This window comes from Paraburkholderia sp. BR10882 (assembly GCF_040948855.1).
In the GTDB taxonomy this organism is placed as follows: Bacteria; Pseudomonadota; Gammaproteobacteria; order Burkholderiales; family Burkholderiaceae; genus Paraburkholderia; species Paraburkholderia nodosa_A.
This window is the reverse complement of record NZ_JBFPKP010000007.1, coordinates 239,900-263,250: the sequence shown is the minus strand read 5'-3', so window position 1 is coordinate 263,250 and position 23,351 is coordinate 239,900. Positions and strand designations below refer to the sequence as shown.

Here is a 23,351-nt window from a genome sequence, read left to right as displayed (position 1 = left end):
GCACGTCTACTCCGTTGTGTGCCCCTGGATGGGCGCGCGTGACTCCTGGCGTCGCCCGACCTCGTTGACCTTCTCATTCGCCTCTTTGAGCGCTATCGCAGCATCGACGCGGCCCAAAAAGATGGATTCGATGGTCGTATCCATGATCGCGTCGATCTGCGCGGCACCCGTTGCGATGGGAGGCTGGTATGTCGTTGCCTGCCTCATATCGAGGAAGGCCTGTGTATCGATATTGCGTTTTGCATGCACATCGACCGTGATCCTGTCGAGACCCTGTATTGCGGGAAACACCACGCCGTCCTGTGCAACGATCTTCTGGCAAGTCGTGGAAGCCAGAAATCTGACCCACCTCCACGACTCTTCCTTATGGACACTGCCACTCCAGATCGAGTCCGCCAGCCCATTGAACATGGACGCACGGCCGGCCGAACCTTTAGGCAGCACCGCATATCCGACCTCGAATTTCGCGTTCTGCGCATACCAGTTGACCATCCACGAGCCGTCGCTCACCATGGCGACCTTTCCTGCGGCAAGCATGGCTGAACTTCCCAGCCTGCTGGCTTCTTCGAAAGGGGCCGAATAGCCCCTCTTCGACAAGCCTACGATCCACTCGAGCGTGCGCGCCAGCCGCGGATCGTCATAGTAGTAGTGAGTGGTCCATGGGCCATCGTTATATTTGAAGCCTTCAGACACGGCAAACGAGCTCCATTCGGTCTGCCCCATCATGCCCCCCGCCCGACCGATCTGATATCCGCGCACCTTGACGTGCTGCGGGTCGAACTGCTTCGAATCCCCACGATTGCCGTTGGTATCGATCGTAAGCCTTGCGATCGCCTTCCCGAAGGTACCGCCATCCAGGTCATTCCATGTCCAGTCTGTGATCGCCGCCGGGGCGATGCCCGCATCCCTGAACATCTGCTTGTTATAGACCAGCGCAACGGTATCCCAGTCCTTCGGCAAGCCGTATTGATGTCCGTTCCTCGACCAGTTCATCAGCAATGCAGGATAGAAGCTGCCAGTCGCGACCTTGTCCCGGTGGATGTACGGAGTCAGATCGACGAGTTGCCCGTTGGTCACCATCTCAGGATATTTCATCAAGTGATTCGCGAACACGTCGGGCGCCGTGCCTGACACGAACTGCGTCGTGAGCACAGTCCAGTAGTCCGACCATCCGACCTGCGAGATCCTGATATGGATTCCGGGGTTTTCTTTCTCGAACTGCGTGGCGCACGACTGATATGCGGGTCGCTGATTCGCGTCCCAGAGGGCATACCTGATCTCGACGCTGCCGGCCGCGTGCGCGACGATCGCCGCAGCCATCGCAGTGAACGCCGCAGTAATCTGCGGGATCGGATGTCGCCCGCTGCGGGGTGAGGGACCCTTCATATGCGCGTCCGGACCGGCCTGTACGATTCGACCACATAACGCCCGAAGGCAATCAGCAAAGCGAGCATCGGAAGCGCGGCCAGACAGGCGGCAGCCATCAGGCCGGTCCAGTCCGGGGCGCCTTGGGGAGCTTGCGACTTGAACGCCTGCAAGGCAACGGTGAGCACCTGCATGTCGTCGGCGTTCGCCACGATGAACGGCCAAAGGAATTCATTCCAGGCGTTAACGGCCGATAGAATCGCGACTGTCGCTATCGGCGCCCGGCTCACCGGAAGAACGATGCGCCAGAATATCTTCCAGTACGATGCGCCGTCGAGAAGCGCCGCCTCCTCCAGGTCGCGCGGAATCGATAAAAAAGACTGGCGGAGGAAGAAGATCGCAAACGCCCATACAAGAAAAAACGGCGCCACCATGCCTGCATAGGTATTGAGCCACCCCAGTTCCTTGATCAGAATAAAGTTCGGGATGAACAGAACGATATTCGGCAGCATCAGGGCGACGAGGAACAGCGCAAACAACGGCTCGCGCGCAGGGAAACGCAAGCGCGCGAACGCATAGGCGGCCATGGCGCTGAACACAACCTGACCCGCCACTATGAGCCCTGCAAAGATCACCGAATTCAGCAGTGATCTCAGGAAATTGATGTTGCCGCCGGATCCCCCATCGGCAAGAGCGACGTTATCGTTCACCAATCCGAGGGCACGAAGAAAATTCTCCAGCGTGAATGCCGGTGACAACCATCTTCCAGTTGACGTGTACAAGTCAGCGGGCGGTGTAAGCGCAGTGCGCAGGACCATCAAGAGCGGAACCAGCGTCACAGCGATCATCGCCGCGAGCACACACCAGGCAAGCACTCGTCCCGTGCTGATACGCACAACACGCGCTGGCGTAGTGACCACGTGGTCGAGCGTACCGAGATCGAAACTTAAATGAGCCAGCTCAGACTCGCTTGCATGAAAAAGGCGCATCTGCACCGCACTATACAAAGCCATGATGGACAGCAATGCGATCGACATGGCGCACGCATAGCCCATCCTGTGGAATTTGAACGCGTTTTCGTAGATGTAGTAGACGATCACGCGCGTCGAGCTGGCCGGGCCGCCATGTGTTGCCACGGCGACCGTATCGAAGATCTGGAACGCACCGGTTATGCTCGTGACAATCACGAACAACATCACAGGCCTCAGCAACGGAACCGTAATGCTGCGAAACAGCTGCCATTCTCCGGCGCCATCCAGTAGTGCCGCTTCGTAAAGACAGCGGGGAATGCGCTGCAGGCCAGCCAGAAACAGCAATGCGACCATGCCTGTATATCGCCAGGTATTGACAGCCGCGACTGTGGCGAGCGCCTCGACCGGCGAGCCGAAGAATGACCGGTTTGCAAAGCCGATTGACTCGAGCATCGCGTTGACCCAGCCGAGCATCGGATCGAGCAGCCATACCCACATCAGTGCGACGAGCACATTGGAGAGAAGAAAAGGCAACAGCACGATCGCGCGTATGGCAATCGCTCCACATAGACGGTCCATCAGTACCGCGAGCAGCAGGCCGATCACTGTCTGCGTCGGTATATTCAGGAAGACGTAGTATGCGGATAGTTCGAGTGCGTGCCAGAAATCACCATCGGCGAGCATAGCGCGATAGTTATCCATTCCGACGGCGCGTGGCGCAGCCATGAGGTTCCAGTCGGTTGTGCTGACCCCTATCGCCCTCACCGTCGGCAACAGATAAAGCACGACTAGACCGATCAGCGAAGGCAGAATCAGCATCCACGCCGTGAGCGCTTCCCCGTTGCGCCGCCGCGCGGACGGACGCACGGTTGCGATAAGCGACCTACGACCGCCTGTTGCCGGAGCCGTTGCCATGACATTCCTGAGGATCGCAGCGCTAACGCGCGTTAGTTCCGGGTGTAAAAAATGGACGCCTTCGTGCGTCCATGCGTACACTCCCGATCTTGCCGATGAAACCTGATATCAGGCTAGGCAATTCGCCAGAAACATTCAAGTGGGCATACGGCGGTCCGGCTTGCAGTGCGTGATTTGCGAACGTCTTGAAGATGAGATTGCGGCGCGAGGAAGGAAATACCGGCCTCCCACGCGGAAGGCTTCTTCGGCTTGCTGGTGGCTCAGGATTTCAAGGGCAAATGCCCCAAAATCTCCGCTTTCCGGCTCAAAGTGACTTTGCGGTTGAAAATTTACTAACTCGTGTTAGATTGATATTGAGCCCTTGCGGAACCGCGGCGCATCGGCGCTGAAATCGTAACACCTCGCATGTTCATATGAATGCGTTGCTCGACGATATGCGATTTAGCATCTGAGGAAACCATGACGACGCTTGCCTTTCAGGCACCCGGATTGCCAACCCGTTTCGACGGCTTCCGCGTCGAATTCAGTCCGAAGAACTCCTGTGCCGAAATCGTGCTCGACCGCTCGCCCTTCAATCTGATGTCCCTCACGCAATGCGAGCAATTGCGTCGCGTGTTCGAGACTCTGGACACTGACTCGGCCGTCCGCGTGATCGTGCTGCGCGGTGCGGGCGAACACTTCTCCAGCGGACACTTCAAGCACGAGTCTATTGACGTCTCTACAGACCATGAGTCGAGGCTTGCGTGGGCGCTAAGTGCACCATCGCGTTGCAGCAAGCCGGTCATTGCCGCGACCAGAGGTTATTGCTTCGGCGCTGCGTTCGAGTTGTCCCTCGCGTGCGACCTGCGGCTAGCCACGGAAACGACACTGTACGGACTTCCGGAGCAAAACGCGGGCCACGGCGTCCGCTTCGAGAGCGTGGCGTCCCTCCGTGACTTGATCGGTACCGGGCGTACAAAGGACATCGTCATGCGCTCGCGGCTTATCTGCGGGGTGCAGGCCTATGACTGGGGCATTGCCACTGAATTCGCGATGGACAGCGAACTCGAAGACGCAACGAATGCATTGGTTGGAGAACTGCTCGAGCTACCGTCCGATCGGCAACGTGCAGCCAAGAAATTATTGAACAGCGTCAATGCCGCACGGTTCTCGCTCGACTTTGCACTTGAGCATCACGGCTAGAAGCGCATAAACGGTTCTGGCTTCAACCGGCCCCACGTGTCACGATTCGTCTTCACGCCAATCAAACCTCATCGTCAGGCAGTTGGCAAACCTGGTGGTAAAAGGTCTGGATATCGGCGAAATAAAACGGCCGGAAGGCCCCGTAGACGTTTTTCCAGTCCGGCATGTAGCTCAAGAGCTGCTCCCGAAATGCCGTCGCGACGTCCGCACTGAGATCCTTGCGCACGATCAGGACGGCGGGTACGCAAGAATTATATTCGCCGATGACCTTCGTCGCCTGCACGTTCGCGGGTGTCATCTTCCACACGTCTTCCAGAATCATCGTTGCACGGATGGACTTCGCGACCACTGCGTCGACCCGGTCCTGCCATCCCGCAACCTGCTTGAGTTCGAAGAAGGTTTCAAGCTTCTTTCCTTTCTCGTTCAACATAATGGCAGGCGGAAAGAAACTGGAAGAACAGGACCTGTTCAGGTATCCGTAGGTCGATCCTTCAAGGTCGTCGAGGCTGTTTGCCTGATCGTCGTGACGAACTACAAGCAGCGTGCGTTGAGCGGGTTGACCGGAGAACTTTGACGTTGCGATGACAAGGCCGCGATAGTGCGGATTACCCTTTCGCATCATCACGCAGAAACCCGCCCCTGGAACATACGCCATATTCGGGCTGCCAGCCTCGAGCAGCCGGTTCATCTCCGGAATGTCCGTCGTCACGTCGGCGTTCATGCCTGCCTCCGACAGCAGGCTTGTCCAGGGTTCAGCGGTGACGGGAAAATCCAGATTCTTGTTCAGTAGAAACGTCAGATTCTGCTTTGCCATGGCTAGCACCTTTCCTATGCGAAGACATGAGGCCGAAGTCATTCTATGTGGATCGGCAAAGTAGCGATGACCAAAACGACATGCTTTTTATCGAAATGCACGTATCCCAGCTATCTGGAAACGTACGCATTGAAAGCACTTACAAAGTTGAGGATCGCCTGCCCGAGATCGTCTTCGGCAACGCCGGCCGGTTGAGCCGCCGGTAACTGCCAGGTAGTCCGGGAGGCCAGCGCGTGCAGCAGCTGTACGGTCATCGCATCGTAGCCGTCAGCCCTTTGGCGATCTACTGCGCCGGGGTCTCCTTCCCGCAGGACCTCGAGCACCGCAGCAGCACCGCAAACCGAGCGCAAGGCCACGATGACCTCTCGCAGGTGCTCGAGCCACGCAGATCGCCAACGCCCCTCCAGGAGCAGGCGCTCTCGTGCAGCTTCCAGGCGAGTGCTCGCGAGCCCGGCGTCTCGTTGCAGGTTATCAAGCGTGGTTGCCGAGCCGGCGTCCAGGCGTAGCGCGGCTGACGCGAAGCGCATGTTCGCAGAGATCGCGGCGGAAACCGCCGCTGTAAGCGTGTCGCTGCTCCGCTCAGGCCACAAGAGGAAGCTGGCCGCCACGCCCACAAAGGCGCCAATGACCTCATTTACAAAGCGTGCAGCAATCAAGCCGCCTGTCGGGTGAATGAAGTCGGAAACCAGCATGAACATGGGACACAGAAAGATCACGAACAAGCCGTAGCTCACCAGCCTCGAGGCAATGGCCGCGGCGGCAAGCGGCAGAATGGCGAGGAGCATTGCGCCAGGACCCGGCAGCGTCGCCAGAAGTGCCGCAGCAATCAGTCCGCCAATGAGGCTGCCGATTGCTCGCTCCAGAACGCGCAGCCATGTGTTGGAGGAAATCGGTTGCGTCACGATGATTGCGGCCAGCGCGCCCCAATAGGCGAGCGTGACGTTTAGCCAGGTACCAATCGCAAAAGCGATTACCGTCGCGATCGCAACTCTTAGCGCGTGGCGCCAAACCAGCGAGTCCACTAACTGGCGCATATGCGCTGCAGCGACCGGGGAGGCCTTGCTGCCGACGACTGAGGCTAACCCACCCTTCGCGAGGCGAACAATGGCGCTTGCCGCAAACGCCACGGCGCGTGCTGCCATGTCGTCCTGACCCGCAGCCTGGCGCACAAGAGCGTTCGACTGCACGACAACCGCATCGGGAAGCGGACGATCCAGCAGAGCGTGGGCGCTCAGTTCCTGAAGCACCTGCAGCAGTCCTTGCAGCAGGTCGCGCGAATTCGCGTTGAGGGCCGTTTCTGACATGCGCCGAGAGTGACCGATGGCAATCAACGCGGAAAATATTCTAGCCGCCGTATCGATATACGGCCCAAGCCGCGATCCATTGCTGGTGTCGAGGGCCGCCAACGCCCTGCCCCGTTCGATAGACATGCGTACACCCCGGCGGTGCACCGTATCGAACTCCTCCCAACCAGTGACATTCGCGCCTGGGAGCGGATCCAGCACCAGCAAAAAACCCGTCATGATCTCCAGCCTTCCGAAGATCGTCGAAAGCATCAGATTGGCCGATTGCCGGAATGGAATTGGCCAGAGGAAGACACAGAACAGCATGGTCCAGGCGGAGCCGAGCAAAAAATATCCGCCTAATTCGAGCGCGCCGAACAGGGGTCTCGCTAACGCAACCCCAATGACGACGGCAAGCGAGGCAACGAGGCCCGCCTGCGTGGGCATCGGGCCAAGCGCCGGTTTGTAGGATCGCGCCAGTCCGCACAGGAACACCAGGACAAACAACGTGACGAGACTTGCGAAATAGCCCCAACTCGCTGCGTAGGCAGAGAGCGGCATGGCGATGCCGCCGAGGATCGTGAAGGTGCCCATCGCTTTGAGGCGCGCGGCTTTCTCCCCTTGGGGATCGCACAGGCAGTTCCAGAAAGCCGCAACGGCGCCAAGCGCAACCTCAGGTCGTGCCAGCAGCACTGCCGCGGCCAGCATCGGCGCCATCGCCACGGCGGCGCGCACGCCCTCCGCAATTGCCACTCGCTCGGGCGTGACGGCGAAGACATGACCTTCAGCCCTGAAAGTCCGGCGACTGACGATAGATACCAGCCTGGCAAGGTTGTCCATAACACCGTCATGCTCAATTATCGCCAAGAAGGCGCAGCCTGGCGCGCTCGAGCGCTTTCGAAGCGCACTTAGCGCAGCACGAAAATCCGGGCGATCCGCGTGCGCCTGCAGCAGCCAGGTGGCGTTTGGATCCAGCAGATGTTACTCGCGATCGGCAGTCATTGATGCGCAACGTACGGTCTGACCATCTTCTTGGGATCGACGATCTGGTCAAATTGCGCTTCCGTCACATAGCCGAGTTTCAAGGCTGCCTGCTTGAGCGTGAGATCGTTATCGTATGCGTAGTGCGCGATCTTCGACGATTTATCATAGCCGATAACGGGCGAAAGCGCCGTTACGAGCATCAACGAACGATCGACATCTTCCTGGATTTTCTTCAGATTCGGCTTCGTGCCTTCCACCAGAAACTTCCGAAAGTTCGTGCACGAGTCGCTCACGATAGCGATGGAGTGCATGATGTCGAAGATGATCAGCGGCTTGTAGACGTTCATCTCCAGATAGCCGCTCGCGCCGCCGATACCCGTTGCCACATCGTCGCCGATCACTTGCGTTGCGACCATCGCGAGCGCCTCGGCCTGCGTAGGGTTGACCTTGCCAGGCATGATCGACGAACCCGGCTCGTTCTCAGGAATGATCAGTTCTGCGAATCCGGCGCGAGGCCCACAGGACATCAGCCGAAATGTCGTTGGCGATCTTGTAGAGCGAACATGCGAGCGTGCGCATCGTGCCGGACAAATGGATGAGCGCATCGTGCGCGCCTTGCACGGTGAACTTGTTCGGGGCTGTGACGAACGGAAGATTCGTCAAGAGGGCAATCTCGGCAGCGGCTGCGCCTGCGAATTCAGGCGTGGAATTCAGGCCTGTGCCGACCGCCGTGCCGCCGAGCGCAAGGCGATAGACACCTTTTAGCGCGTCGTCGAGTCGCTCCAGGTTATCGGTGAGCATGCCCTCGTAGCCAGACCACTCCTGTCCCAGAGTGATCGGAGTCGCGTCCTGCATATGGGTCCGCCCGATCTTGACGATGTCCTTCCAGGCAATCGCTTTCACACCAATCGCGTCGCGCAAGGCGGTAACCGTCGGCGCGAGCCGCTCCTTGACGTTGATTGCCGCTGCCATGTACATGGCGCTCGGAAACGAGTCGTTCGACGATTGTGACATGTTCACATGATCGTTCGGATGCACGGGTGTCTTGCTGCCGAGCGGTGTGCCGGCTAGTTGACAGCAGCGATTCGATATCACCTCATTGACGTTCATGTTGAACTGCGTACCGCTGCCGGTCATCCATACGTGCAGCGGAAACATGTCGTGATGCTGGCCGGCGAGTATCTCGTCGCATACCTTGACGATGAGATCGTGCTGAACCGCTCCAAGCCGCTGTTCCTTGAAATTGACGTTGGCTGCCGCCTTTTTCAGAATCGCGTAGGTAATGATCATTTCACGCGGAATCAGATCGTCGCCGATGCTGAAATGCTGGAGCGAGCGTTGGGTTTGTGCGCCCCACAGTTTGTCTGCCGGTACATTGACGACGCCAAGACTATCGCTTTCCTCGCGAAAGCCCGCGGCGGGCTCCGGTTGCTCCGCGCCCCCCGCCGATACCCACGTGGAACTGCCACCCACGGCGAGCGATGCGAGAAGCGTCGATTGCATCATTTGTCTGCGGTTCATTTGCTTTCCTCTTATGCGCGAATACAACCAACATTGCGCTAGGCGATATCGCATGGCTCGACGCGTCCGCTGGCGCGACAGCAGGCGCTATCTAACCTGTCGAGGAAAGTATGGGACGGCTTCGCGCGTCGATCTTCCTGAAACGCACTGGAATTGAAGCTCGATCGCTACGCTGAAATCAAATCAGGAATGCGGATGTGGCAAGGGCCGCCGCGACCCCGCTCAGATGTCGGCTTCGCGGCGGCCCCAGTCAGCAACGATGCATCAATGGCTGTCAAAGTCGGCCGAGAGGCTCAAATCGCGTTGGCTTTCGATATCCTTCGTGAGCTTCTGCAGGTAATCGACGACCGTATTGAAGCCCCATGCGCCCAGCACCAGATGACGCGGCGCTTGCGTGTTCCGCGCGATGGCGATCATCGCCTCCCCGGCCGCCACCGGGTCGCCCGGTTGCGTGCCGCTCGTCTGCTTGGTGCCGGTGTGCCGCTTGCCAGCCGTTTCCGCGTAATCGTCGATTTGGGTCAGCGTCTGGCGCAGCGAGCGGCCTGCCCAGTCGGTACGGAACGGACCAGGCTCGGCGCACGTCACGCCTATGCCTAGTGGCTCCAGTTCGGCGCGCAGCGAGTCCGACCAACCCTCCACCGCGTGCTTCGAGGCGGCGTAGTAGCCCGACCCCGGAAAACCGATCAGGCCGGCCACTGAGCTGATATTGATGATGTTGCCGCTGCGTTGCGCGCGCATGAGCGGCAGCACGGCGCGGGTCATCGCAAAGAGGCCGAATACGTTGGCGTCGAATTGTGCGCGGATCTCGTCTTCCACGCCCTCCTCCGCCGTGCTCTGATAGCCGTAGCCGGCATTGTTCACGAGCACGTCGATACGGCCAAATTTCTCGCGCGTTGCCGCAACAGCCGCTTCGATCTGGGCCGGCTTCGTGACATCGAGCGCAAGCGCCATGGCGCGGTTCTCCGCGCCGCTCACGATGTCGGCGACGCTCGCGACGTCGCGTGCCGTGACGACGGCTCGCCAGCCTCGCTTGACGATCAGCGTGGCGAGCGCGCGCCCAAGGCCTGTCGAACAACCTGTGATGAACCAGACGGGGGTGTTTGATGATGACATGGTAGATCCCTAAAAAGACGTGCTAATGCTTCGTGATAAGGCAGGACTTTCGGGGCGTGCAAGCCGCCAACTCCTTCGCGCCGGATGCTGTTTCACTCCGGCATGGCGTCGCAGTATAGGAGCTCGCTTGCTTATCAAAAAGCAGCACAAGCCGAATGCGCAATGCGATGAATTCGCATAATGCGCGCCTCCAGATGCAGCGGCCAACACGCGGGAATATCAAGCTCACTTGCCCGCAGGGCGCACTCGATGCGATCGCCGCGCCCTTCGCATCGCCTTATTTCAGACGCTCACGCACGAAGTCGATGAAGACCCGCAGCTTGCGTGGCAAGCCGTTTGGATTGTAGTAGTAGAGGTATAGCGCACCGTGCGGAATCCACTCGTCCAGCACATTCACGAGCCGGCCTGTACTGAGGTGCGGCTCCACGAGACGATGCTGGAGGTAGCCGAAGCCAAGGCCATCGAGCGTGGCCTGCAGCAGGAGATCGTTATCGTTGGTCGCCACACGCCCCGCTACCGCGATACTGATCTTCTCTCCGTCTTTTTCGAATTCCCAGCGATAGAGGGCCGCGGTGTCGGCGCTCCGGTAGTTGATGCAGTCGTGCTTGAGTAGATCGCGCGGATGGCCGGGCAACGACTTGCCTCGCAAATATTCCGGTGACGCCACAACGCAAAAGCGCATATTGGAGACGATCGGCACCGCCACCATGTCCAGCGCCAAAACATGATCGTAGCGAATGCCGGCGTCGTAGCCCTTGCTGGCGATATCGACGAGGCTGTTATCGGATATCACGTCGATTTTCATATCCGGGTAGGCATTCAGGAAATCCTTTAGCACCGGCGCGATGACCAGCGCGATCGACGCTCGCAGCACGTTCAGCCGCAGCGTGCCCATCGTGCCGCTGGATGCGCGACCAACCTCGTTGAACGCAAGATCGAGTTGCTCCATCAAGGGCTGGATGCGCTTCAGAAATTCGCTGCCCGCCTCGGTCAGGCTGACGCTTCGCGTGGTGCGATTGAAGAGTTTCGTGCCGACTTGATCCTCCAGTCGCCGGATCGTGTAGCTCGCGACGGAGTTGGAGATACCGAGCGCCTGCGCGGCGGCGCTAAAGCTTTGTTGCTCGGCAACGCGGGCAAACAGCGAGAGAGCGGAAAGATCCGAACCGTTCATTTCACGATTTGATGGGATAGACGCAGCAAACTATGCACTTTTTTATCACGCCTTTGGGCGGTGTCGAGTCGCGACACGGATCGGAGCCGCACGCTATTCGCTTGTTCTCCCTCCCAACAGGAATGCGAACACGCCACGCAACGCATTCGCACCATCGAGGAAAGCGTGGATCAGCCTTGCAAGAAGGCGAGCAGATCGGCATTGACCTTGTCGGCCTCCGTCGTGCACATGCCGTGCGCCCCACCCGGATAAACCTTCAGGGTTGCATTCTTCACGATTTTCGCCGTCATCCGCCCTGCAACGTCGACCGGCACGAGTTGGTCGTCGTCGCCGTGAAGGACCAGCGTCGGCACATCGAACTTCTTCAGGTCCCCGGTGTAATCCACCTCGAACTGCTTGACGCATTGATATTGTGCAAGGATCGACCCGCCCATCGCCTCGCGCCAGAATTCGTCGATGGTGCCTTGCTCGACTTTTGCATTGGGCCGGTTGAAGCCGTAAAAAGGCAGCGCCAGGTTCTTGAAGAACACGGACCGGTTGCCGGTCAGGTTCTTGCGGATGCCGTCGAATGCGGATTCAGGCAAGCCGTCCGGATTGTTGTCGGTCTTGACCATGTATGGCACGACGGCGCTGATCAGCACGGCCTTGGCCACCCGCGACGATCCGTGGCGCCCAATATAGCGTGCAACCTCGCCGCCGCCCATCGAGTGGCCAACGAGCGCCGCCCCCTTCAGGTCGAGTGCGTTGATCACGGTTGCGAGATCGTCGGCGTAGGTGTCCACGTCGTTGCCCGACGCGGACTGGCCAGAGCGCCCGTGGCCGCGGCGATCGTGCGCGACGACGCGGTAGCCGTTGTGCACGAGGAACAGCATCTGGGCATCCCATGCGTCCGCGTCGAGCGGCCAGCCATGCGAAAGCACCACCGGCTTGCCGCTGCCCCAATCCTTGAAGAAAATTCGCGTGCCGTCTTTGGCCATGACCGAGTCGGCGGCATGGCGGGAAGCGGTGTGCGTGTGCCCGTTTCCAACAGTCGCTTCTGCCATGGCAACGGCCGGCGCCGCGATTGCCGCGACTGCCGCGCCCGCTCCGGCGGTCAACACGTACCGGCGATCCGATGAATGGTTTGCGCTTGATGTAGCCACGATTTCCCCTTTTCTTCAGGACGATGGTTGAAGCAACCAACACACCATCATGGTATCGAGGCAAACGTTATCGTTCTTTCGGTAACGCACGCATTTTATTCACGGCACCTTCTTGACCCAGACGCCCTGCGCATTGACGAATTCGCGCAAACCGAAATGCGAGAGCTCCCGACCGTACCCACTCTTTTTCACGCCCCCCACCGGAACGCGCGGATTCGAAGCGCTGAACCCATTCACGAACACGCCCCCGGTTTCGAGCCGCCTTGCGATCTCGCTCGCCTTCGCCGTATCCGACGTCCACAGATTGCCGCTCAGCCCGTAGTCGCTCATATTGGCAAGACGGATCGCATCCTCCAGATCGTCCGCCACCGTGAGCGCGGCGACGGGTCCGAAAATCTCCTCGTCGAACGCGGCCATTCCCGGCGCGACATCGCCCAGCACCGTGGGTTCGTAGAAAAAACCCGGGCCTTCGATCATCTTCCCGCCGAGCAGCACTGTCGCGCCGCTCGCTATCGTTCTGACGACCTGGTCGTGCACGCCGTCACGAAGATCGCTGCGTGCGATCGGTCCGATCGTCGTGGCGGGGTCGAGTGGATTGCCGGTCTTGACTTTTGACGCCGCGGCGACGTATTTGCGTGTGAATGCTTCCGCGATCGGCCGCTCCAGGATAAAGCGCTTCGCGGCGAGGCACACCTGCCCCGCGTTCTGGAAACGCGCCTCGATGCCGACTTCCACTGCGCGGTCGAGATCGGCGTCCGCGAGCACGATGAACGCATCGGCGCCACCGAGTTCGAGGAGACTCTTCTTGAGCGCCTTACCCGCGATCGACGCGACTGCGGAACCGGCCCGCATGCCGCCCGTCACCGTCACGGCCGAGGTGCGCGGGTCCTCGATGACCCGCGCCACCATCTCGTTGCCTACGTGAAGGATGCCGAACGTCCCCTTCGGAAATCCGCTCGCCTCGAAGGCTTGCTGAAGCGCATACGCGCAGCCCATGACGTTCGGCGCGTGCTTCAGGATAAACCCGTTGCCCGACAACATGATGGGCGCCGCTGCGCGCATGACCTGCCAGTACGGGAAGTTCCACGGCATCACGCCGAGCACAGTGCCGATCGGCAGAAAGGACACGTACACGCAATCGCCGTTATCCACGGGCGCGGGCTCGTCGGCCAGCATTGCGGGACCGTGTTCGCTGAACCAGTCCACCGCCGCCGCGCACTTTTCGACCTCGGCACGAGCGGCGCCGATCGTCTTGCCCATCTCGCTCGTGGCCAGCAGCGCCAGCGGCTCGATTCTTTCACGCAGTGTCGTTGCGAGCCGCCGGTAGCAGCTGACGCGTTCCGTCATCGCCGTGGCGCGCCAGCTTCTCGCGGCAGCCGCGTTGTCCGCCAGCATCTGCTCGACTTCGTGTGGCCGCTGAAGCGGGTAGGTCATGATGACCCGTTGCCGGGTTGCGCGATACCGATCCATCCTCCAGTGCCACCACGTCACTCTTCATCGCCGTCTCCACGATAATGTTGAACACGCAACTTTTTCCCCTTGCCGATCCTGTTCACGCATACGCGCGCCCGCCCAGGCGCGCCACGCTTCCGGCCCAGAGAATGTTACGTCCGGCGTTTTGCTGGCGCTTTCCAAAGCGCACGGGGAAGTGCGCAAGCGCCCGATACACCCTTCGTTCAAGGAGTTTGCGTGACAGGCAGCACGAATTCGAACGCCGCACCGGGCTCTTCCATCGACAACAATGCCAGAGCGCCGTTGTGTGCCTCAATGATCGACCGACAGACCGAAAGCCCCATGCCAAGGCCTTCGTCCTTGGTCGAAAAGAATGGCTCGAACAGGCGCTCCCTGGCGTCGGGGGCGACGCCCGGGCCGTTGTCACGCACGACCACGCGCAGTTGACCCGTGTTCACCGCCTCTGCCGAAACGGTAATTATCCGAATCTGCGAATGAGCTGCTTCGAGTGACTCGATGGCATTCAGAATGAGATTGATAAGGACTTGCTGGATCTGCACGCGATCGCCCGAGACTGCTGGCAGTGCGTGCGAGACGGCGTATTCGATCGCTATGTGTCTCGTGTGAAGATCGCGGGCGAGCAACGTCAACGTCTCTTCGATGATCTCAGTAATCGAAAATCGGGCCTTCTGCGGCATTCCGTTCTTTGACAGCCGGCGTATTCGCGTAATGACGTCCCTCGCGCGAGTGGCATCGCGGATAATTCTGTTCATGGCGATGCTTGCCTCGTCGACATCCGGTGGTTCGCGGTGCAGCCAGTGCAATGCGGCGGTACCGTAGGTCACGATGGCGGAAAGAGGCTGATTCACTTCATGCACGATAGACGACGTAACCTTTCCGAGCGCATGCACCCGCGCCAGATGCGCAATCTCCGCTTCGGCGCGGCACAACGCTTCCTTGCGCCGCTCTCGCCCCGTCACGTCCATGCTGCTGCAAAGGTAGAACAGGTCACCGTTTTGGCGTCTTCGCCCCTCGCCAACAGTGCGAAAGTATCGTACTGCATCCTCGTCAACGATTCTGAACTGCACGTCGAAATCCTGTCGCTTCTCTATCGCCTCGGAAATCACCGCTGAAACACGTGTCCTGTCGTCCGAATGGATGGCCTCGAGCGAGCCGCTTATCGTTTGATGTGGTGTCCCTTTTGCGAGGAGTCTAAGCATTGCCCCGATTTTCAAAGAAGGGCATATTTCACCCGTTTCAATATTCCACCACCAACTTTCCGTCTCGCTCAGTCTCTGCACCTGAGCGAGCATGGATTCGATCGCATCCAGCCGCGTTTGCGGGTGTATTGTCTCCCGATTTCCGGGGCGCAAACTCCCGTAGCTTCGCCCGGCTTCAGGTGTGCGGCCGCGTGACGAGCCGATCAATACATCCAGCCACGCGACTAGTTCCGCAAACTGGGCCGGATCGTCATCGCGATCGGTCGCGCCTTCGGTTGAATCTCGTGCGCGCTCGCTTGCGGACGCGGGCTCGCTGATTAGAAGAATCGGTATCTCGTTGCTTGAACTACGCAGCGTCGACACAACGCCGATGCCGGCAATCGTGCCGGGCAGGTTCCGGTTCCATATGATTGCATCGTAGGTTTCAATGGCAGCAAGAAAGATTCGCTTGCGCCCGGTCTCGGCGAATTCCACGCAATGGCCGGCTTTCAGCAACCCAGCCTCGAGATGGCGGGCAACGCGAACATTGTCTACCGCGAGCAGCACATTCATCTTCGCCCCAGCTACCGTCACCCAGGAATGCTCAACAACCAGTCTCAACGCTTATCGGCGGGTTACCAGTTCGAGTTCGCCTGCCTCCGCGAGCTTGCGGCGGGCATAATGGCGCGTCGTCTCCAATAGCCGGTAGCGCACCTTCTCGCCATTCAGTTCGACCGTTACCCATGACTTCTCAACCAGGCTCGCCAGCGCGTCGCTGATTCGAGCCGCCCGAGGTTCCTCGTCGGCAGCAACCGTAATGGCAGAATCGAGGCAAAACGCACCGGCGAACACGCCGAGGCGCCGCAAGACGAGACGCTCGAGTTCAGTCAGCGATTGATGGCCCCAGTCGAGCGTCGCGAGCAAGCTCCTGTGCCGCTGCGCTCCCGTACGCTGACCGCTGCCGAGAGCGATAAAACGGTCGTCGAGCTGAGCCAGCAGTTCGCGAACGCAAAATGCATCGAGACGCGCCGCCGCCAGTCCGATCGCCAGCGGAATGCCATCGAGCCGGCGGCAGATTTCTGCAACCACGGGCGCGTTGTCGTCGCACAGCGCAAAGTCGCTACAGCGAGCCGCGGCGCGCTCCGCGAAGAGCTGGATCACCGGGTACTGGAGCGCTTCGCTCGCGCCGAGCCCCGCCGATTCGACCGGACTCGCGAGCGGCGCGAGCCGGTACACCTTTTCTCCAGTCGCATGAAGCGGCTCGCGGCACGTGGCGAGAATCCGCATGCGCGGCGCCGCCGAAACCAGGCGCCCTGCGATGGCCGACGCCGCTTCGACGACATGCTCGCAGTTGTCGAGGACGAGCCACTGCGGACGGCTGCGCGAGCAAAGGTATGCCGAGAGCGCCGAGGCGATATCGCTTGAATGCGCAGTCAAGCCAACCGCGGTTGCGATCGCGCACGGCACGAAGCGCGGATCAGGAAGCGCGGAAAGGTCGACGTACCAAACGTCGTAGTGGGACGTTTCAACGATCGATCGGGCGACCGCCAGCGCGATGCTCGTCTTGCCGACGCCGCCCTCGCCCGTGACCGTCATGATGCGCGTGCACGGCAGCCGCGCGAGAATGGCTACGATGTCTGCCGTGCGCCCGAACAGCCGCATGAGGCCCGCGGGCACGTTGTGCGCGGCACCCTGGCGTTCGCAGGGCCGCGGATTGTCTGCAAGCGGCGTCGTCGTCCTGACTGGCGCCACAAACCGATAACCCTGCCCCACGACCGTCGCCAGATAGCATTCACCGAGACTCGTTTCTCCGAGCGCCTTGCGCAAGGCAGCGATTTGAACCTTGAGATTGCCCTCGTCAACAACGGACCTCGGCCAGCCGCGCGCCATCAACTCCTGCCTCGTCACGACTTCGCCGGCACGTTCCACCAGCACCGCCAATAGCTCCAGGGCACGGCTTCCAATCCGCACGCGCGATTCGCCGTCGAGCAGCAGCCGCCGCGCCGGCATGAAAGTAAACGGTCCGAATTCAAACACCGAATCGAAAACTGCTCTCGCGCGGATCGTCCCCTGGTGCATATTCCCCTCAGCAAGCGAGAGCTCACGCGTCACGCCATTAATCGTTAGGATTTCGAAAGCAGGTTGAGCCCAAGGCGCACTCCATTCGGAAGGCGCGCCCGCCACTTCCTCCGCCTGGCACGTAAAGACGATCTCGCTCATGGCGCTACACGGAAAAGATCACGCTGCCATGTTAGGCCGACGCAGCTATGCAGAAGGTGGCCGAAACGTTAATCTTATTTAAGGCGACATCTCAACCTTCTCTCATGGCACTAGCCGGGCAAGTTCGGTCCGGCGAGGCGGCTACGTTAAAAAAATTTAATCTGCGGTCGAAGCCCCGTCCGCGCGCTCCGCGCGATAATAGGTGCTCGAAGCGGCAGGATCCCGGGCGCCCGCCCGCCATGTTTCAGTGGTCTTGTGACAGCGCACGTCTTACGCTCGTTGCGCTGACCGCGAGTAATGGACATGAAAATTCTCCTGGTCGAAGACAATCAGCAGGTGGCAGGCTTCCTGAGAAAGGGCTTGCACGAAACCGGCCATGTCGTCGACTGGGCGGACAATGGCCGCGATGGCATGGCACTCGCAATCGGCGAAGCTTACGATGCCATTATTCTCGACCGCATGCTTCCCGGTGGAATCGACGGACTTGGCATCGTTGCGGCGCTGCGCGCATCCGGCAATAAGGTCCCGGTGCTGATCCTGAGCGCACTCGACGAAGTGGACGAGCGCATTCGCGGCCTGAAGGCGGGCGGCGACGACTACGTCGTGAAGCCGTTTTCCTTCGGCGAAGTCGTCGCGCGGCTTGAGGCGTTGGCGCGGCGCAGCCAGGACAATCACTATGATACGACCCTAAAAGTCGGGGAATTATGCATGGACCTTCTCTCGCGCAAGGTCGCGCGTGACGGCAAGGCGCTCGTCCTCAAGCCTCGCGAGTTCAAGCTGCTCGAGTATTTGATGCGCCATGCCGAGCAGGTCGTGACGCGCACGATGCTGCTCGAAAACATCTGGGAATACCACTTCGATCCGCAAACCAACGTCATCGACGTGCACGTGAGCAAACTGCGTCAGAAGATCGACACCGGTTTTGAGCGGTCCATGCTCCGGACGGTCCGCAATGCGGGTTACATGCTGACGGCCAATCCTTGAATCGCGGCGTCTCTCGCGAGGGCGCAACCATGAGGCTCACGGACTACGATCGAACGAACTTGAGCGACGACGGCCAGTTCGTCCTGTCGCGCCTGCGCAGTCATGGGGAAAGCCAGAGCTGGCTCACCGTTACGTTGTCCGCCTACCGGCCGCTGCCCGAAAGTCAGGAGTGTCTCGAACGCGCCTACCGGATGCGCGCCGCGCTCCAGGACGCACGGGTTGCCGCGCCGCATTCGCTGCTGCAAGACCACGGCAGTGTCACGCTCGTACTGGAAGACCCCGGCGGCATACCCTTGCGCACCGCGCTCAAAGGCCCGTTTTCACTCGAACGTTTTCTCACGGTCGCGACAAACCTCGCAGCGGCGCTGTGCACGCTGCACGACCGTGGGCTCACGCACAACGACATCAGGCCAGGCAACATCCTTCTCGATGAGCAGACACAAGAAGTCGCCTTCACCGGTCTAGGCCTCGTTTCAGCGGAGCCGCGCGAGCGCCCCATACGCGATCTGCCCATACTCGCGAGCGAAGCGCTTGCCTATCTTTCTCCCGAACGCACGGGCCTGATGAACCGATGGTCCGATTCGCGCGCCGATCTTTATTCGCTGGGCATCGTCCTCCATGAAATGCTTACGGGTCAATTGCCCTATCGCGCAAGCTCGCCTTCGGAATGGCTGCATTGCCATACCGCGCAAATGCCCATACCGGTTTCCGAGTGCATAGGCACTGCCGTGCCCGATCCGGTAAGCAACATCATTGCGCGCTTGCTGGCCAAGGACGCCGCGCGGCGTTATCAGACCGCAGAGGGACTTGCACACGACCTGCGATGCTGCCTCGACGCCTGGCGCCAGTCAGGCCGCATTGAATCGTTCGAACTGGGCGCGGCCGATTCGCCCGACCAATTGCAATATCCGTTTCGGTTGTATGGCCGCGAAAAGCAGGTCGAAATGCTCGAAGCCGCACTGAGCCGCGTGGTTCGACATAAAGAGATCGTGCTTGCGCTCGTTTCCGGCTATTCGGGAATCGGCAAGTCGACGCTCGTCAACAGCCTGCGCGCGACATCGGGGTCCAGCTCGCGCGGGTGGTTCGCATCCGGCAAGTTCGAGCGCTACAAGCGCGATATTCCCTACGCCACGCTCGCGCAAGCGTTCCAGGACCTGATCCGGCAGGTGATCGACGGCAGTCCAGCCGCGCGCGAAGGCTTGCGCGCGCGCCTCGTCGAAGCGCTCGGCGCAAACGGCGTACTCATGACCAGCCTGATTCCCGAGCTTGAACAAATCATCGGTCCGCAGGCACCGGTTCAGGAGCTTCCGCCCCAGGACGCGCGCACGCGCTTTCTCGCCGTTTTTACGCGCTTCATTGGCGCGTTTCCGCATGAAGGGCGGCCACTTGTGCTGTTTCTCGACGACCTGCAGTGGAGCGACACTGCAACGCTCGCCTTGCTCGAACGACTATGCCAGTCCGACGTGCGAAACGTCCTGCTGGTGGGCGCGTATCGGGACAACGAAGTGGGATTCACGCATCCGCTGAGGCAGACGATCGATTCGATCCGGCAGACCGGTACGCACGTCGATGAAATCATGCTCGCGCCGCTGCAATTCGACGACGTATTGCGACTGATCGGCGACGCCCTCAAAACCACGCGCGCCGAATTGCGCGACTTGAGCAAACTCGTCTTCGAACGAACGGGAGGCAACCCGTTCTATGTCGTGCAGTTCCTGAAGTTCCTGAGCGACGAGCATCATCTCGTGTTCGATCGCGAACGCCGCATCTGGCTTTGGGACAGCGACAGGTTGCGCGCGGCCAGCTTCGCGCAAAGCATCGTGGATCTCATGGTAGAGAAGATCGAACGACTGCCGGCGCCAACTCAGCAACTGCTCACACAGTTTGCCTGCCTGGGCGGCCGCGCGAGTTCCTCGCTGCTCGCGCGCATCAGCGGCATGACCGAGTCCGATGTGGAAGCGACACTCGCCGGCGGCGTGGAAGCGGGTTTGCTTTATCGCCGCCGCAATGGTTTCGCTTTCGTCCATGACCGCGTGCACGAAGCGACCTACGATCTGATTCGCGAAGACGAGCGCGAGCGCGCCCATTTGCGCATTGGCCGCATTCTCGCCGCGCAGGCGCCGACCGACGAGGAGCGCGATGTCTTTGAAATCGTCAACCAGTACAACCGCGTCCTCGCGCTCATCGATACCTCGCAGGAGCGCGAACGGGTCGTCGACTTCAACCTCGAGGCCGGGCGACGCGCTCGCGCTTCATCGGCGTACGGCTCGGCGCTCACCTACCTTTCCGTTGGCAGCGAACTGCTCGGCGACGACGAATGGGATCATCACTACGCGCGCAAGTTTCTGCTGGAAACGCAACGCGCCGAATGCGAATTCCTGACCGGCGCCACTGAGAGCAGCAAGGAGCGGCTCTCGATGCTCGATCAGCGCGCGCGCACCTTATGCGACCGCGCAGCCATCACTTTCCTGCGCATCACGCTTTATACCGCGCTCGATCAGGTCAACGTGGCTGTCGAAACCTGTCTAAGCTATTTGCGGCATGTCGGCATCGACTGGGTTGCCCATCCCGGTCGTAGCGCCGCGCGCGAGGAATACGATCGGCTCCTCGATGGCATCGCCAATGTGCCGATCGAAGCGCTCGTCGATCTCCCGTTGCTCGGCGATACGGAAATGACCGCGACGATGAACGTGCTCACGGCCGTGTTGCCGCCGGCGTTCTTCAGCGACGAGAATCTCGTCTGCCTCGTGCTTTGCCGAATGGCGAATCTGAGCCTCGCACACGGCAACAGCGACGCTTCATCGCTCGGCTATGCCTACCTCGGCATGGTTGCGGGACCGTTATTCGACGACTACGACGCTGGCTACCGCTTTGGCCAGCTCGGGCTCGCGCTCGTCGACAAGCGTGGGCTCGACCGATTCAAGGCGCGCGTCTACATGTGTTTCGCCTATCACGTCACGCCGTGGACCAAGCCGATCCGCACGGGCATTCCGCTGCTGCGCCTCGCCTTCGAAGCCGCAAGCGAAGCCGGCGACCTGACCTATATCGGCTTTAGCAGCTGCTGCACGGTCACCACGCTGCTCGCCGCAGGAGAGTCGCTCGGCGAGGTGGAACAGGAGGCGATACGGCGTCTGCAGATCGTCCAGGCGGCAAAATTCGGCCTGATCGTAGATATCATCACGGCGCAACTGGCCTTGATCCGTTCGCTGCGCGCCGGCACAGCCGATCCTGGCGACGAACATGTCCCCTTCTGTGACGATACGTTCGAACGGCGCCTCGAAAGCGACCCGAGCCTCGCAATCGCCGCCTGCTGGTACTGGATACGCAAGCAGCAGGCACGCTATCTGGCCGGCGACATCAGGAATGCGATGGATGCCGGGAACAAGGCGGCCCCGCTCCTGTGGACGTCCTCCGGGCACTTCGAAATGGCCGAATTCCAGTTCTTCGCTGCGCTCACGCGCGCACGCTGGCACGCCGAGGCACCAGGCGACGAACAAGCCGAGAATCTGGAGAAACTGGCGGCCCACCATCAGCAGCTCGAACTGTGGGCCACGCACTGCCCGAGCAATTTCGGTAGCCGCGCGGCTCTGGTGCGCGGCGAAATCGCCCGCCTTCAAGGCCACGATTTCGATGCAATGCGCTGCTACGAAGAAGCCATCCGGCTCGCACGCGAATATGGTTTCATCCACAACGAAGCGCTCGCACAAGACATTGCCGCGATGTTCTATCTGGAGCGCGGCTTCACGACCATTGCCGGTATGTATCTGCGCAATGCAAGACTCGACTGGCTGCGCTGGGGTGCGATTACGCGGGTAAAAGAACTCGACAGGCGCTATCCCGAACTGCTTCGCGAGCAGGCGGCATACGGACCGGCTCCGGACACCGTTGCAGGCCACATCGACGTCGATACCGTCATGAAGGCCTCTCAGGCGATTTCGGCCGAACTTGTTCCCGGCCGCCTGATCCATACGCTGATGACCATCGTGCTCGAACACGCCGGGGCACGGCGCGCCCTGCTCGTTTTGCCGCGTGAGGAGAAGCTTTGGATAGAAGCCGTGGCGGTGGCGACGCGCCAGGGAACGGACGTGAGCATCGAGCGCAAGCCGGTCTCGCCGCTGGAACTGGCCGAAGCGGTGCTCCACGAAAGCATAAGGACGCGCCGCCAGGTGCTGATCGACGATGCTTCATCCGATGAAGCGTTCTATGCCGAGGAGTATTTCGTCGCCAACCGCTCGCGCTCGGTGCTCTCACTGCCGCTCGTCAAGCAGTCGAAACTGATAGGCGTTCTCTACCTGGAAAATGAACTCGCGCCCGGCGCCTTCACGCCGGCAAGGCTCGCCGTGCTCCGGCTGCTTGCTTCCCAAGCGGCGATTTCACTCGAAAACGCCTCGCTCGAAGAAAAGCAGACGTTGCTCGCCGAAAAGGACGCACTACTGCACGAAGTGCATCATCGCGTCAAAAACAATCTGCAGCTCATCAGCAGCCTGCTGAACCTGCAGGCAGAACGCGTCGAAGACAAAGCCGTCGCCGAGCTGTTCGCGGACAGCCGCAATCGCGTGCGCTCGATGGCCATGGTTCACGAGAACCTGTACCGCGCGGGCAACTTCGCGCGCATTCCCATGACGGTGCACGTGAAAACACTGTGCGGCCATCTTGCGCGCGTCTACGACATGGGACGGCTGGGCGTCGAGATGCAGATCGCCGTCGACGACGTCCAGCTCGACATGAATCGCGCCGTCTCGTGCGGCCTCATCATCAACGAACTCGTCTCCAATGCGCTCAAGCATGCTTTCCCCGACCAGCGCGGGGGCGTACTGAACATCGGCCTGCGCGCGATAGACGGCCATCGCTGCGAGTTGCGCGTTGCTGACGACGGCGTGGGGCTCGCGCCGGAATTCTCGTTCGAGCGCGACGAAACGCTGGGCCTGCGGCTCGTGCACGATCTCGTGCTGCAACTGCGCGGCAGCGTAGACGTCAGCCAGCAACAGGGAACCACATTCACGATTCATTTCGACGCCGCCGAACCCTGATCGAC

The 23,351-nt window shown here is 60.5% G+C and carries 13 protein-coding genes and 1 pseudogene; 3 read left to right on the top strand and 11 right to left on the bottom strand.

The window, feature by feature from the left end:
* Positions 1–6 precede the first annotated feature (6 nt).
* Positions 7–1,386 (bottom strand): sugar ABC transporter substrate-binding protein, encoded by a 1,380-nt coding sequence (locus AB3X99_RS20115; protein ID WP_368617923.1) that lies wholly within the window; start codon positions 1,384–1,386, stop codon positions 7–9.
* The gene (locus AB3X99_RS20110) at positions 1,383–3,251 is read right to left on the bottom strand and encodes an ABC transporter permease subunit (protein WP_368617922.1); all 1,869 of its coding nucleotides are present in this window, start codon (positions 3,249–3,251) and stop codon (positions 1,383–1,385) included. Before AB3X99_RS20110 ends, AB3X99_RS20115 begins: the two co-directional genes overlap by 4 nt.
* A 459-nt stretch (positions 3,252–3,710) precedes the next feature.
* On the opposite strand from AB3X99_RS20110, the gene AB3X99_RS20105 reads away from it, so the two are divergent.
* The gene (locus AB3X99_RS20105) at positions 3,711–4,433 is read left to right on the top strand and encodes an enoyl-CoA hydratase/isomerase family protein (RefSeq protein ID WP_368617921.1); all 723 of its coding nucleotides are present in this window, start codon (positions 3,711–3,713) and stop codon (positions 4,431–4,433) included.
* A gap of 61 nt (positions 4,434–4,494) precedes the next feature.
* On the opposite strand, the gene AB3X99_RS20100 is transcribed toward AB3X99_RS20105, so the two are convergent.
* The 9 genes and pseudogenes from AB3X99_RS20100 to AB3X99_RS20060 all read right to left on the bottom strand — a co-directional run bounded on the left by AB3X99_RS20100 (position 4,495) and on the right by AB3X99_RS20060 (position 17,149).
* The gene (locus AB3X99_RS20100; protein ID WP_368617920.1) at positions 4,495–5,247 is read right to left on the bottom strand and encodes a phosphate/phosphite/phosphonate ABC transporter substrate-binding protein; all 753 of its coding nucleotides are present in this window, start codon (positions 5,245–5,247) and stop codon (positions 4,495–4,497) included.
* 110 nt (positions 5,248–5,357) lie between these two features.
* Positions 5,358–7,370, bottom strand: a complete 2,013-nt coding sequence (locus AB3X99_RS20095; RefSeq protein ID WP_368617919.1) for an FUSC family protein — start codon at positions 7,368–7,370, stop codon at positions 5,358–5,360.
* 158 nt (positions 7,371–7,528) lie between these two features.
* Positions 7,529–8,873 (bottom strand): annotated as a pseudogene (locus AB3X99_RS20090) (class II fumarate hydratase).
* Positions 8,874–9,299: 426 nt separating this feature from the next.
* Positions 9,300–10,148 carry an oxidoreductase gene (locus tag AB3X99_RS20085; RefSeq protein WP_368617918.1) on the bottom strand — a complete coding sequence of 283 codons (849 nt, stop codon included), beginning with the start codon at positions 10,146–10,148 and terminating at the stop codon, positions 9,300–9,302.
* A gap of 277 nt (positions 10,149–10,425) precedes the next feature.
* A complete protein-coding gene (locus tag AB3X99_RS20080; RefSeq protein ID WP_368617917.1) occupies positions 10,426–11,319 on the bottom strand; it encodes a LysR family transcriptional regulator in 894 nt (297 codons plus the stop codon).
* Positions 11,320–11,489: 170 nt separating this feature from the next.
* Positions 11,490–12,362, bottom strand: coding sequence for an alpha/beta fold hydrolase (locus AB3X99_RS20075; protein ID WP_368617992.1), 873 nt, complete (start codon positions 12,360–12,362; stop codon positions 11,490–11,492).
* A gap of 198 nt (positions 12,363–12,560) precedes the next feature.
* Positions 12,561–13,895 (bottom strand): NAD-dependent succinate-semialdehyde dehydrogenase, encoded by a 1,335-nt coding sequence (locus AB3X99_RS20070; RefSeq protein ID WP_368617916.1) that lies wholly within the window; start codon positions 13,893–13,895, stop codon positions 12,561–12,563.
* A gap of 242 nt (positions 13,896–14,137) precedes the next feature.
* Entirely contained in the window at positions 14,138–15,685 is a 1,548-nt protein-coding gene (locus tag AB3X99_RS20065) for an ATP-binding protein (RefSeq protein ID WP_368617915.1), read from the bottom strand.
* A 51-nt stretch (positions 15,686–15,736) separates the two neighbouring features.
* A complete protein-coding gene (locus AB3X99_RS20060; protein WP_368617914.1) occupies positions 15,737–17,149 on the bottom strand; it encodes a winged helix-turn-helix domain-containing protein in 1,413 nt (470 codons plus the stop codon).
* Positions 17,150–17,635: 486 nt separating this feature from the next.
* Between AB3X99_RS20060 and AB3X99_RS20055 the strand changes: the two genes are divergently transcribed.
* Both AB3X99_RS20055 and AB3X99_RS20050 read left to right on the top strand, forming a co-directional pair.
* On the top strand, positions 17,636–18,316 hold the full coding sequence (locus tag AB3X99_RS20055) for a response regulator transcription factor (RefSeq protein WP_368617991.1): 681 nt from the start codon (positions 17,636–17,638) through the stop codon (positions 18,314–18,316).
* Positions 18,317–18,345: 29 nt separating this feature from the next.
* Complete coding sequence (locus AB3X99_RS20050) at positions 18,346–23,346, top strand: AAA family ATPase (protein ID WP_368617913.1); 5,001 nt, start codon at positions 18,346–18,348, stop codon at positions 23,344–23,346.
* The last annotated feature ends 5 nt before the right edge of the window (positions 23,347–23,351 follow it).

What these genes read in the sequence shown, in the direction of transcription:
- AB3X99_RS20055 (WP_368617991.1), top strand. Translation starts at nt 17,636, where the DNA reads ATGAAAATTCTCCTGGTCGAAGACAATCAGCAGGTGGCAGGCTTCCTG.
- AB3X99_RS20050 (WP_368617913.1), top strand. Translation starts at nt 18,346, where the DNA reads ATGAGGCTCACGGACTACGATCGAACGAACTTGAGCGACGACGGCCAG.
- AB3X99_RS20095 (WP_368617919.1), bottom strand. Translation starts at nt 7,370, where the DNA reads ATGGACAACCTTGCCAGGCTGGTATCTATCGTCAGTCGCCGGACTTTC.
- AB3X99_RS20085 (WP_368617918.1), bottom strand. Translation starts at nt 10,148, where the DNA reads ATGTCATCATCAAACACCCCCGTCTGGTTCATCACAGGTTGTTCGACA.
- AB3X99_RS20075 (WP_368617992.1), bottom strand. Translation starts at nt 12,362, where the DNA reads ATGGCAGAAGCGACTGTTGGAAACGGGCACACGCACACCGCTTCCCGC.
- AB3X99_RS20065 (WP_368617915.1), bottom strand. Translation starts at nt 15,685, where the DNA reads ATGAATGTGCTGCTCGCGGTAGACAATGTTCGCGTTGCCCGCCATCTC.
- AB3X99_RS20080 (WP_368617917.1), bottom strand. Translation starts at nt 11,319, where the DNA reads ATGAACGGTTCGGATCTTTCCGCTCTCTCGCTGTTTGCCCGCGTTGCC.
- AB3X99_RS20110 (WP_368617922.1), bottom strand. Translation starts at nt 3,251, where the DNA reads ATGGCAACGGCTCCGGCAACAGGCGGTCGTAGGTCGCTTATCGCAACC.
- AB3X99_RS20115 (WP_368617923.1), bottom strand. Translation starts at nt 1,386, where the DNA reads ATGAAGGGTCCCTCACCCCGCAGCGGGCGACATCCGATCCCGCAGATT.
- AB3X99_RS20070 (WP_368617916.1), bottom strand. Translation starts at nt 13,895, where the DNA reads ATGACCTACCCGCTTCAGCGGCCACACGAAGTCGAGCAGATGCTGGCG.
- AB3X99_RS20100 (WP_368617920.1), bottom strand. Translation starts at nt 5,247, where the DNA reads ATGGCAAAGCAGAATCTGACGTTTCTACTGAACAAGAATCTGGATTTT.
- AB3X99_RS20105 (WP_368617921.1), top strand. Translation starts at nt 3,711, where the DNA reads ATGACGACGCTTGCCTTTCAGGCACCCGGATTGCCAACCCGTTTCGAC.